The organism is Flavobacterium sp. Root935 (genome assembly GCF_001429295.1).
Classification (GTDB): Bacteria; Bacteroidota; Bacteroidia; order Flavobacteriales; family Flavobacteriaceae; genus Flavobacterium.
Genome location: NZ_LMJL01000012.1, coordinates 685,141 through 698,607, shown reverse-complemented (window position 1 = coordinate 698,607; position 13,467 = coordinate 685,141). Strand labels below are relative to the sequence as shown.

Annotated in this window: 3 protein-coding genes; all 3 read left to right on the top strand. The window is 36.8% G+C overall.

The window, feature by feature from the left end:
* Positions 1–597 precede the first annotated feature (597 nt).
* From ASE40_RS17755 to ASE40_RS17745, 3 genes are read left to right on the top strand one after another with little or no spacing between them, the layout of a single operon-like run.
* Positions 598–10,302 (top strand): gliding motility-associated C-terminal domain-containing protein, encoded by a 9,705-nt coding sequence (locus tag ASE40_RS17755; RefSeq protein WP_057118464.1) that lies wholly within the window; start codon positions 598–600, stop codon positions 10,300–10,302.
* 47 nt (positions 10,303–10,349) lie between these two features.
* Positions 10,350–11,282, top strand: coding sequence for a type IX secretion system membrane protein PorP/SprF (locus ASE40_RS17750; RefSeq protein ID WP_057118463.1), 933 nt, complete (start codon positions 10,350–10,352; stop codon positions 11,280–11,282).
* A gap of 11 nt (positions 11,283–11,293) precedes the next feature.
* Complete coding sequence (locus ASE40_RS17745) at positions 11,294–13,231, top strand: OmpA family protein (RefSeq protein WP_057118462.1); 1,938 nt, start codon at positions 11,294–11,296, stop codon at positions 13,229–13,231.
* The last annotated feature ends 236 nt before the right edge of the window (positions 13,232–13,467 follow it).

Here is a 13,467-nt window from a genome sequence, read left to right as displayed (position 1 = left end):
TTATTTTAGCTTTAGTTTTTATTCTATTAAGCTTACTTCGTCTTAATAATGATGAGATGAATCGTTATGCGATTTTTAAATCTAATTTTTTAACTAAAACTCCACATATTCTATTACCGTGTCTTTTCTATCCATTTCGGTGGCTTGGGAAAGAGCTGTAATCTTTTATATTGTTATAATTATTTCAAGTCTTAAATATCTTTTTTGTTTAAGTAATCTCAGAATGACTAATCAACTTTCTTAGAAAATTGGATTTAATTATACAAAAACAGAATTCCCCAATTCTGCTTCAACTAAAAATTTTCATTATGAAAATTAGACCTGCAACAAATCACTCCTCTAGGAAAACTGACTACAATCATTTTTCCTCACAAAAACTAGAACGTTTTTTATCTGTTCGAGATAAGATATGTTCTATGGCATATTTTGATATGTCGAATTCAACATAATTTTTTTAATAAACATAATTTGAAAACTTTTTTTTAAGATTTTAAATTTTGTTTTAACTATTTGATTTTTAACTGATTGTTTAATTGCGTAGGTGCTTGCACTTACTGCGAGAGGTGTTTTATTGTCCATTTTCTAATCTTCCAAATTATGAAAAAAAATTTTACTTTTTGTAATCTCAAACTTCAAAAGAGATTATTAGGACTTTTAACTTTATTCTTTTTATGCACTAATGCATTTTCTCAGACTATTTGTAGACCTGTGTCTCAAACTAATAGTCAAGGTGGGTTATTGTGTGTAGGTTTAAATGTTAGTAGTCCTGCCAATGCTTATGACAGCGCTGGCTTAACGACATTCGCAACTTTGACGAATGCCGTTGGTGTAGGTTGCTTTGTTGAAGAAACAGTAACCTTGAATCAGACGGCGAGGGCCGGAGATCAAATTGCTATTTACTTTGGCACGGGTAATGGCTTGCTGGATGTGAGTTTGTTAGCGAACGCGACTATTCAGGCAAAAAATTCAGGTGTCAATGTAGGTTCCAGCGTGCCTTTAAACAGTCCGCTGCTGAACCTAAACCTGTTAAATGGTAACACAGTTGCAGTCGCAAGATACACTTTGACAGGTGATGCGAATCAAATTCAAGTTCAAGTCGGCGGACTATTAAGTTTGTTGGTGAGTTTGAGGATTTATGATATTCGTTTAGAATTTGCTCAGCCAACGGTAACTGGTGGTCTATCGCAAACAGTTTGTGCTGGTTCTCCAACCACTCTTACTGCGACTCCGGCAGCAGGAACTACTCTTGCATGGTATGATTCTGCGGCTTCTACAACACCATTGGCAACAGGAAATACTTATACGACTCCTGCTTTGACAACTACAACTACTTATTATATAGGAATATCTAGAGTTGCAGGATGCGAAGGAAATGTTCGCGTCCCTGTGGTTTTAAATGTTTCTAATCCGGTTGCACCGGCAATTAATAATACCGGACTTACGGTTTGTTCTACAGGACCAACACAGCAAACGACATTGTCAGTTTTAAATGCTGTGCCTGGAACTATTTATACTTGGTATTCTGCAGCGAGCGGAGGTACAGTATTAGCAACGGGAACTACCTATTCTCCAACGGTTTCTTTAGGGACAACTTCATTTTTTGTAGAAGCCTCTATTGGAAGCTGTATTAGCCCAACGCGTGCGCAAGTAAATGTTGTTTCTACAGCAGTACCTGCGACTCCAACAGTTTTAACACAAAGTGTTACAATTCAATCGGGTCAGAATGCAACTTTAAACGCAACTACTTCTGAACCAGGAGTACAATTAAATTGGTATGAAGCGGCTTCAGGCGGAACGGCAGTTGCAACGAATACAGCTACTTTTATTACACCAATTTTAACTGCTACAAAAACATATTATGTTGAAGCAGAAAGTCCAAACGGAAATTGTGTCAGCGCAGCTAGAGTTCCTGTTACAGTAACGGTTCAACCAGCAGCTTTAGGAGGATGTCTTGAAGCAAGCAGTCAATCTACCACACAAAACGGTTTATGTTTATTGTGTAGTTCTACAAATCCTAATAACTCTGTAGATGGGAATCCTGCAACAGCGGCAAGACTTACAGTTCCTGTTGGATTAATTAATGGCTGGATACAGCAGACTTTGCAATTTACAAATCCAGGTAAAGCTGGTGATATTGTAGATGTAGAGTTGGAATTACCTGGCGGTTTAGCAGACGTTGCATTATTAGGAGCTGTTAATTTGGCAACTTACAATGGAGCCACTTATAATAATGATAGAACTGCAATTAATAATCCATTAATTACTTTGCAGCTATTAAGTGGTAATCGTTTTAGAGCCAGTGTTGTTGCTGGAGCAAATTTTGATCGTGTGGAAATTCGATTGGGAGGTTTGGCAACAGTATTAACTAGCGTAGATATTTATCAGGCAACTTACAGATATAAGGCTCCAACTATTACTGGAGACACAAGTGTTTGTAGTGGTCAAACAACAACATTAACAGCTTCACTTGCTGTCGGTGAAACTGCTAATTGGTATAGTGCTGCTACAGGCGGAGCTTCGTTGGCATCTACTGCAGCATTTACAACTCCTGCTATAACTGTACCAACAACTTATTATGTTGAAATAACGAGAAATGGATGTGTGAATGGCGAGCGTACTCCAGTTGCTATATCAATAGTTAATCCAGTATTACCTGTTGTTACAGCAGTTCCATCCACAATTTGTAGTGGGCGTTCAACGACATTAACAGTTGATACTCCAGTTGCTGGTACTACTTACAATTGGTACGATGATGCAACAGGAGGGAATTTATTATTTACTGGTACATCTTTTACTACACCTGCTTTAACAGCAAATGTAACTTACTATGTGGAGGCTGTTATTGGAAGTTGTTCAACACCAACACGTACTACTGTACCATTAACTATTAGCCCTATTCCAGCCGTTCCAACTTTTGCTTCGTCAGATGTTATTATACAATCTGGACAAACAATAACATTATCAGTTTCTAATCCTGTTGCTGGAGTTAGATACAACTGGCTGGATGCGCCAACCGGCGGGAATGTCTTAGCATTTAATACTACATCATATACACCAAGTCCAGCTTTAACTGCGAACCAAACGTATTATGTGGAGGCTTCAAGTATAGCGACTGATTGTGCTAACCCAACGAGAGGGGCTATAAATGTAATTGTGATTGCTAATACAAGTACATGTTTGCAGGCGGGAACTCAGGTAACAGACTTTAATCCAGCGATATGTGTTTTATGTTCTGTTGCAAATCCGAATAATTCTGTAGATGGAGATATTAGTACATATGCTCAGCTTTCTGTTCCTATTGGTACTGGAGGATATATCGAACAACAATTAATTTTTGGTAATTCAGGTCAGACTGGTGATATTATTGATGTTGAATTAGAGGTCCCAGGAGGTGTGCTCGATGTAAGTGCATTATCTTTTATAAGTTTAGCGACTTTTAATGGAACAACTTATAATAGTGACAGAACGGCAATCAATAATAATTTAATTAATATTCAATTACTCTCAGGAAATAGGTTTAAAGCTAGTATTATTGCTACAGCACCATTTGATAGAGTTGAAGTAAGATATAATGCAGGGGTTTCATTATTGACAAATTTATATATTTATCAGGCTTCTTACAGATTCCCAAATGCGACAATAACTGGAGCATCTACTCCAATTTGTGCAGGACAAACAGCATCTTTAACAGCTGCTTCTACTGGAACAGAAACTTTTACATGGTATGATGCACCAATTGGAGGCAATATTGTAGCGGTTAATCCAACTCTTCCTTTGACTTCAACTACAACATATTATTTAGAAGGGACACGTGGAGGAACTTGCGTAAACAGTTTGCGTCAGGGAGTTACGGTTACAGTAGTACCGCTTCCTACCGATGCCGATGTCGTTGTTACAACTCCTATTGAAGCTACCTGTGCGGGTGGGGCGGTTATAGCACCAACCTCTACTATTGCTGGAGCTCAATTTAAATATTATACAGATCAAAATAAAACTCAGGAAATAATAACAGGAACAACAGTAGCAGCTCAGCCAGGAGTAACATTCACAAAAGATGCTACTACGGGAGCACTTACAATCGCTGGTTTAAGTACTAGTGGAGCTCCTTTCAATTATTTTGTTTCTATTTTGAATGGAGGAACTTGTGAGAATGTAAACGGAACATTAAAACAAGTAACTATTAATGCTCCGTCAACTACTACTTTAAGTGTAATTGCAACTCCGTTAGAAGGTTGCGGAAGTGCTAGTTTAAGAAATGCTATTATTAACTTTGATGTATCAGGAAATACAACTTATACTTTCTACGATTCATCAAATAATGTAATAACTGCTGACGCAGCTGCCAATATTACTACTAGCGGAAATTACTCAGTTGAAGCCCAGTTGAATACTGATACATGTCCTTCAGCAAGAGCTACTATAGCAGTAGTTATAAGAGCATTACCAAGTTTGGTTGTAACTAATCCGCAAGAATCTGTGAACGTTGGTTCAAATGTTACTTTAGCAGCAGTTTCAACTGGAACAATTACTTGGTTTGATCCACAAGGAAATGCATTAACAGGACCTACATTTACAACTGGTGTTTTAAATACACCAGGAGTTTATACTTACACTGCTGTTGCTAATGATGGATTTTGTACAGCAACTGCAACAAAAATAATTAATGTTATCGATCTTAGCAGTTGCCAAACATTAGCAGAGAGAGTGTATGCAAATGCTCAGTCAACTGGAAATATAATTACTGGGACAGTTTCTAATCCTGCAAATGCTATCGATGGAAATCCACAAACATTTTCAACAATTACTACAGGATTAGGTCTTTTAGGAATTGGTACAACATGGCAGAATTTAACTTGGGCAAGTACTGTAACAAAAGGAACGCCAGTAACTGTTAAACTTGGATCTGAATACAGTTTATTGGCTGTGGGTCAAAATCTATCTGTAGTCGGAACTATTGGAGGAGTTGATATTGGAGCAATGCAGCCAGTATCTGGATCTCTATTAAATTTAATTTCAGGAGATAATACTTATGAATTTACTTTTGTTCCTTCAGATGCATCAGGTCCACAAGATTATGATGGAATTCGTATCCAGTCAGCTTCACTTGTAAGTGTTGCCCAAAACACAAAAGTTTTTGATGCACACTATAATAGACAAGTTACCAGTGTAGCTTGTACGCCTGGAGATATTCAGGATATTTTTTACGGAACGACCGACTTAGGTCTTCCTGTGGGAGCTGTAACGGCTGCAGTAGGAGTAAGTGATGCATGGAATGTCGCAGATAATGATGTAACAACTTTTGCAACTATGTATAGCGGCGTTGGTGCATTAGCAGCGGCTGATTTAACAGTGCAATTTAAAACTCCATCTGTAGTGAGTGACTCTCTAAGAATAGTAATTTCTAAACCTGGAGCGCTTTTAGATGTTAATTTACTTACTGGATTTACAATTCAGCGTTATTTAGGTAATGTTGCCGTTGGAGCTCCAATTCAGAATACGAGTAATTTATTAAGCATAAGATTGCTGCCAGGTAACTCTTTGGCAATGGTACTGGTATCTTCACCAACAGAAATTTACGACCGAGTAAGAATTCGTTTAGGAGGTGTTGCAGGAGTATTAGATTTCTTAAGAGTTCATACTGTAGAAAGAACAGCAAACACAACAGTTATTGGAGCAGATCCTCAAAATAAAATTACGGTCTGCCCAGGAACAGACATTACACTTCAAATTCCAGAAGAAGCCTGTTCAACTTATATTTGGTATGATGCTGAAACTGGAGGAAATCCGCTTGCTACAGGTCTTACCTATACAATACCAGCAAATTTAGCTGCAGGAATTTATAAATATTATGTACAGCCAGTACGTTATGGATGTGAAAGTTTTGCTAGAGGGGAAGTAACAGTTGAAGTAAAAGCTTCTGCTCCAGTAAATGCTTTGACTGATATCACATTAAACGGTGGCACATCAACTTCAGTTTGTTCTGTGTCTGGAACTGTAACTTTAGCAACTGGTTTAAGCGGAACGCCTGTTTTAACTAATCCAGTTTATGCATGGTACAGCTTTAATGGAACAACAAGCGTGTTAATTCCTGGCGAAACAACAGCTCAATTAGTAGTAAACGGATTAGCTCCGGGAACTTATACATATTATGTTGGAGTGAGTTCAGATCAATTTTGTGAAACTGCAGCAGCAGATAGGAAACAAATTACATTCACAATTCTGCCTCCTTCAACAGTAAATGATATTTTGGTTGATGATTTAACTATTTGTCATAGTTTACCAGCATCATTAACACCAACAGCACCTTCATTAACAGCACCTGTATTTACTTGGTATTTAGATGCTAACAAAACACAGCCAATTACAAATGGTGCAGTTATTAATAATGTAACTTATACAATAGATGCTGCGGGCGTTCTTACAGCTGTAGGACTAACAAAAGCAATGAGTCCAATTACATATTATGTAGCTGTTTCAAGTACTAATACTTGTGAAAATCTTGCAGGAACATTGCAAGATGCAGTAATCATGATTAGTGATCCAAACACACCAACAACGACAGACGATACTCAGGATTTCTGTTTATCTAATACGCCAACAGTTGCTAGTATTCAAGTAAACGAAAGCAATGTTGTTTGGTACGATGCACCAACAGCAGGAAATGTAATTGCTTCGACTACAGCTTTAACAAGCCGTACTTATTATGCAGCAGCAACAGACGCTGTAACAGGCTGCGAAAGCAGTGTAAGATTAGCCGTAACGGTTACAGTTACTAATCTTGGAACACCAACATTGGTAACAGCAGGAACACAAAACTTCTGTTTAGTAAATGCACCGACATTTGCAAGTATTCAGACTAATGAAACTAATATTGTCTGGTACACAGCTTTAACAGGAGGAACTTTAATTCCGTCAACAACAGCTTTAACAACAGGACAGTATTTTGCAGCTATTTCTGATCCGGTTTCTGGCTGTGAAAGTGGTACAAGATTGGCAGTTGATGTAATTGTGAATGATCCAGCAACACCAACATTGGTAACAGCAGGAACACAAAACTTCTGTCAGGAAGATGCGCTGACATTTGCGAGTATTCAGACTAATGAAACTAATATTGTCTGGTACACAGCTTTGACAGGAGGAACTTTAATTCCATCAACAACAGCTTTGACAACAGGACAGTATTTTGCAGCAATTTCAGATCCAGCTTCTGGCTGTGAAAGTTCTGCAAGATTAACAGTTGATGTAATTGTGAATGACCCGGGAACACCAACATTGGTAACAGCAGGAACACAAAATTTCTGTCAGGTAAATGCCCCTACATTTGCAAGTATTCAGACGAATCAGGCTAATATTGTGTGGTATACGGCTTTAACAGGCGGAACAGTTATTCCATCAACAACAGCTTTAACAACAGGACAATATTTTGCAGCAATTTCTGATCCAGTTTCTGGCTGTGAAAGTGCTTTAAGATTAACAGTTGATGTAATTGTAAATAATCCGGCGACACCAACATTGGTAACAGCAGGAACACAAAACTTCTGTCAGGTAAATGCACCGACATTTGCAAGTATCCAGACTAATGAAACAAATATTGTATGGTACACAGCTTTAACAGGCGGGACAGTTATTCCATCAACAACAGCATTAACAACAGGACAATATTTTGCCGCTATTTTAGATCCAGCTTCTGGCTGCGAAAGTGCTGCAAGATTAACAGTTGATGTGATTGTAAATGATCCGGCAACCCCAACATTGGTAACAGCAGGAACACAGAGCTTCTGTCAGGAAGATGCACCGACATTTGCAAGCATTCAGACAAATGAAACAAATATTGTCTGGTACACAGCTTTAACAGGAGGAACTTTAATTCCATCAACAACAGCTTTGACAACAGGACAGTATTTTGCCGCTATTTTAGATCCAGCTTCTGGCTGTGAAAGTTCTGCAAGATTAACAGTTGATGTAATTGTGAATGATCCAGGAACACCAACATTGGTGACAGCAGGAACTCAAAACTTCTGTCAGGTAAATGCTCCTACATTTGCAAGTATTCAGACGAATCAGGCTAATATTGTGTGGTACACGGCTTTAACAGGCGGAACAGTTATTCCATCTGCAACAGCTTTAACTACAGGACAATATTTTGCGGCAATTTCTGATCCAGCTTCTAGCTGTGAAAGCGCAACAAGATTAACAGTTGATGTAATTGTAAATAATCCAGCGACACCAACATTGGTAACAGCAGGAACACAAAACTTCTGTCAGGTAAATGCACCTACATTTGCAAGTATTCAAACTAATGAAACAAATATTGTCTGGTATACAGCTTTAACAGGAGGAACAGTTATTCCATCAACGACAGCTTTAACAACAGGACAATATTTTGCAGCAATTTTAGATCCAGCTTCTGGCTGCGAAAGTGCTGCTAGATTAACAGTTGATGTAATTGTAAATGATCCAGCAACGCCAACAACAAATGCCGCTGCACAAACTTTCTGTTCAGGAACAAATCCGACAGTTGCTAACATTCAAGTGAACGAAAGCAACGTAGTTTGGTATACAACTCAAACAGGAGGAACTGCCTTAGCTTCGACAGCCGCTTTGACAACAGCAACTTATTTTGGAGCTATAAAAGATCCTGCAACAGGTTGTGAAAGCAGTGTGAGATTGCAAGTAGCAGTAACAGTTGGAAACACAATAAATCCGACAACTAACAATACCGCTCAAACTTTCTGTTCTGCAAATGCACCAACAGTTGCCAGCATTCAAGTTAATGAAAGCAATGTAACTTGGTTCTCATCTGCTACAGGCGGAACTGCAATACCAGCTACAACAGCTCTTACTTCTGGAATTTATTTCGGAAATATTGTAGACGCTGTAACAGGATGCGAAAGCACAACACGTTTACAAGTGACAGTTACAGTTGTTAATCCAAGTGCGACACCAACAACAACTAGTGCAACGCAAAATTTCTGTACTTTAAATTCACCAACAGTGGCGAATATTCAAGTAAATGAAGCAAATGTAGTTTGGTACAACACACCAACAGGAGGAACAGCAATTCCAGCTGCAACAGCATTGACAACAGGTACTTATTATGGTGCAGTTTCTAGTGCTATTGGTTGTGAAAACCCAGCTAGATTAGCAGTAACAGTAAATGTAAACACACCAAGTGTAGTTACAACGCCAAGAACGACTCAAACATTCTGTTTGAATGCAGCTCCAACGTTAGCTAATATTTTAGTAAACGAAGCAAATGTAGTTTTCTATACTAGTGCAACAGGAGGAACACCATTAGCAGCAAATACGCCGCTTACAGCAACAACGTATTACGCAAGTTCATTGACAAATACCTTTAATGGTTGTGATAACGGACCAAGATTAGGAATTACTATAGCATTCGAAAATGATGCTGCAGTTCAAATAGCAACTACAGACGACACTCCATGTGTATTCAAAGGAGTAACATATTCTATTGCAAATGGAAAATCTAATTATGTTTGGACAGTTAATGGAGGAACAATAATTACTGGTGGAGGTACAACCGACGGATCTGTTACAGTTTCTTGGTCTGATATTGGCCCTGGTACAGTTACAGTAGCTTATGTTAATAATTGTGATGAAAGAACAATCAAAACATTAAATGTTAGTGTGACAAGCTGTTCAGATTTAACAATTACGCATACAGTAGATAACCCGACTCCAAATTTTGGTGATCAAGTAACCTTTACTATAACGGTTAACAATGTTGGAGAAGGAGATTTCATAAATACTATAGTTAGTGATTTACTTCCAAGCGGTTTAGAATTAGTAAGTTCATCTGCAACTTCAGGAACATATGATCCGACTACACAACTTTGGACAATACCAAGTTTAAATGCTGGCCAAAGTGTAGTATTAACAATTGTTGCAGAAGTATTGCCTAACGGAAATTACACAAGCGTTGCAGCTGTAGAAATTTCAACTCCTTTAGATGTTGATGCTTCTAACAATTCAGCTTCGGTTACATTAGTACCAATTTGTTTAACAGTTTACAATGAGTTTACGCCAAACAATGACGGGAAAAATGATCTATTCAGAATTGATTGTATTGAAACTCATCCAAACAACGAGTTGAAAGTATTCAACAGATGGGGAGCATTAGTGTACAGCAAAGTGCATTATGAAAATGATTGGGACGGTACAGCAAATGTATCTGGAGTTGTTAATAGAGGAGATATGCTGCCAACAGGTACTTATTTTTATGTGATAACCATTGGAGATGGAACGGTTAAAAAAGGCTGGTTGTCTATTATGAGATAATCCACTTCTATTAATCATCTAATTAATTAAACTAAATAAGTATCGTTATGAAACTATATATAAAATCATTAGAAACGTATTTCATTTTAATATGTTCTTTTATCACGTTTTGTGCCACAGCGCAACAAGATCCTCAATATACACAGTATATGTATAACACTATGGCGGTAAATCCAGCTTACGCTGGATCTACCGGCACCATAGAAGCAGCACTTTTATATCGTTCACAATGGATTGGAATTGATGGAGCTCCAGAAACACAATCCTTCTCCATTCATTCTCCTCTTCGAAATGAAAAAATAGGTTTGGGTTTGAGTGTTGTAAATGATAAAATTGGTCCTTCTGATGAACTGTATCTTGATGGAAATTTCTCTTATTCAGTACCATTAGGTTATGAAAAAAGACTTGCTTTTGGATTAAAAGCAGGAATGAGAATGTTAAACATAGATTGGTCTAAAGGAAGATACTACGACAATGATGATGTTTTGTTAAATCAGAACATCAATAATCAAATGAAATTAGCAGTCGGAGCCGGAATTTATTATTATACTGATAAATGGTATGTAGGGCTTTCTGTTCCAAGTTTTATTAGAAATGATTACTATGACGATGTTCAGGAATCTATTGATTATGATCGTCTGCATTACTTTTTAATGGGAGGTTACGTTTTTGATTTGAATCCAAATTTGAAATTTAAACCAGCATTTTTAGTAAAAGCAGTAAGCGGAGCACCACTTACGGCAGACATATCAGCAAATTTTATGATTCAGGAAAAGTTTGTTATAGGAGGAGCGTATCGAACAGATGATTCTGTGAGTATACTGGCAGGTTTTCAAATTTCACCAAGTTTTTATCTTGGATATGCTTTTGATTACACTGTAAGCCAATTGAATAAGTACAATGATGGTTCTCACGAAATCATCTTGCGTTATCAATTTGTTAAAAACCAAAGCAAAATTAAATCTCCTCGATTCTTCTAAAAATAAAACCTATGAGAAAACTATATATCCTATGTTTAATTTTGAGCGTTACGTTTAGTTTCGCTCAAAAAACAAACTTAAAGAAAGCAGATGCCTTGTTTAGAAACTTTTCTTATCTAGATGCTTCTAAAGCTTATGAGGAATGTTTGCAGAACATAAAAGATCCTTCAGCTCAAACCCTGAAAAATGCTGCCGATTCTTACTATTTCATTTCAGATTCTAGAAATGCACTTAAATGGTATAGAAAGCTGTATGAAGTTCAAGGAAATAATTTGACTGATATTTACTATCTGCGTTATATCCAATCGATGAAAGCCGTTATGGATTATGATGAAGCAGATAGAGTTACAAAAGAATATCTGGATAAAAAGGGAGATAAAAAAGAGATAAGCAGATATGTTGCCCAAAAGAAATATATGGACAGCGTGGCAAAAGCAAAACCTCTTTATACCATTAAAAATTTAGATATTAATACTAGTAAATCAGATTTTGGAGCCACTTTTTTCAAAGACAATGTGGTTTTTACATCGGCTCGTGACACTACTAAGTTTAGTGAAAAACTATATACTTGGAACAATCAGCCTTTTCTGAATTTATATCTTGCGGAAAGAAATCCTGCCGATGGAAGTTTGTTTAATGAAACAGTATTTCTTCCGAATGTAATGACTAAATATCACGAGGCAACAGCAAGTTTTGATACTCAGGGAAAAACGATTTACTATTCGACAAATATTGTAAAGAAAAACAAATTAGTTGTTGACGATGCAAAAATCAATAATTTTCAGATTATCAAAGGATCAATTGTTGATAATAAATTAGAGAATCCGCAGAAAGTATTTTTTGACAGTGATGATTATTCCGTAGGACATCCAGCATTAAGTGAAGACGGGCAGTGGCTTTTCTTCGCATCAGACATGCCGGGAGGATTTGGTGAAACAGATTTGTACGTGGTAAAAATCGCAGCTGACGGAACTATGAGCTCGCCTTTAAATTTAGGACCTAACATTAATACAATTGGTAACGAAGTATTTCCATTTTTTCAAAACGGGACTTTGTATTTCTCTTCAGACGGACATTATGGCTGGGGAGATTTAGATGTCTATGAAAGTAAATTTCTGGGAGATGGAAATTTCACGACCCCTAAAAATCTTGGTGCACCAGTTAATAGTAACAAAGACGACTTTTCTTTTATAATTGACAGAACAGATGGTTATGGATATTTTTCTTCTAATAGAGCAGGAGGAAAGGGCGATGATGATATCTATTCTTTCGTAAAAGGAAAACCAGTCTGCAATCAGAGTATTTCTGGAATGGCTATAGATCGTAAAAGCAAAAAACCTTTGACTGATGTTACGATAATGGCTTATAACTCTTTCAGTGAAGTTCTTGGCGAAATAAAAACCAATTTCGATGGAAAATATGCCATAGAAGTTCCTTGCAACAAAGTCATTAAAATGATTGCGGCAAAACCGAACTACAGCAGTGATGATAAAACGGTTGAAACCACTAAAGAAAATGGAGGCGAAATCAAAGATGTAAATTTTGAATTGAGTAACTACGATGACTTAGTTGTTAAAAAACAAGGGGTTGAAAAAGTCGATGTAAATCCAATTTATTTCGATTACGACAAATACGACATTACGCCAAAAGCAGTTGAAGAATTGTCTAAAGTAGTTTTTATTATGCGAAAATTTCCAAACATCAGAATCAAAATTGAATCACATACAGATTCTAGAGGAAAAGACGCCTACAATTTAAAACTTTCAGACAACAGAGCTAAATCTACAAGAGATTATATTGTCTCTCAAAACATTGATCCTTCTAGAATTGAAAGCGCAATTGGTTATGGCGAAACTCGTTTAATTAATAAATGTAAAAATGGTGTAAAATGTACAGAAGAAGAGCACCTGTTAAATAGACGTTCAGACTTTATCATTATTCAAAAATAGTTTTATGTTTTCGTGGTAATTTATTGATTATCATTCTAAAACATGTAACGTCGAAACCATTTGGAAGTTGGTTTTTATTAATTCTTTTTTTAAGAATAATGGACAAGGAGAAAATCAGACTGCATGAATTTGCAGTCTGATTTTTGATTTTTTAAAACTTTCAATTTTTATGCTTTTGAACAAAAATAAATTCTAATTTTGATATTCAGTTTATCACAATTATAATTTGCAATATT